Consider the following 254-nt stretch of genomic DNA (forward strand, 5'->3'; position numbering starts at 1 on the left):
TAATCGACGATGGAGCTGGCGTCCGTCCAGCTGCGGAACAGATAGTTATTTTTGAAGAACGAGTTATGTCCATAGCAGGCGTGCGCCATCACCAGCGCCTGCATGGTAATGGTGTTCTCCTCCATCAGATAGGCAATACACGGGTTAGAGTTAATGACGATTTCATACGCCAGTCCCTGCTGCCCGTGCTTATACAGCCGCTCTGTCTCAATGAATTTTTTGCCAAACGACCAGTGCGGATAGTTAATTGGCAT

The 254-nt window shown here is 49.2% G+C and carries 1 protein-coding gene; it reads right to left on the reverse strand.

All coding sequences use genetic code 11. The features are described from left to right. Positions 1–254 (reverse strand): SpoVR family protein (locus RTW80_RS30020; RefSeq protein WP_312721815.1); only part of this gene is annotated, 254 nt, incomplete at both ends.

The sequence above is a fragment of the Escherichia sp. AM3 genome (genome assembly GCF_032029835.1).
GTDB lineage: Bacteria > Pseudomonadota > Gammaproteobacteria > Enterobacterales > Enterobacteriaceae > Escherichia > Escherichia coli.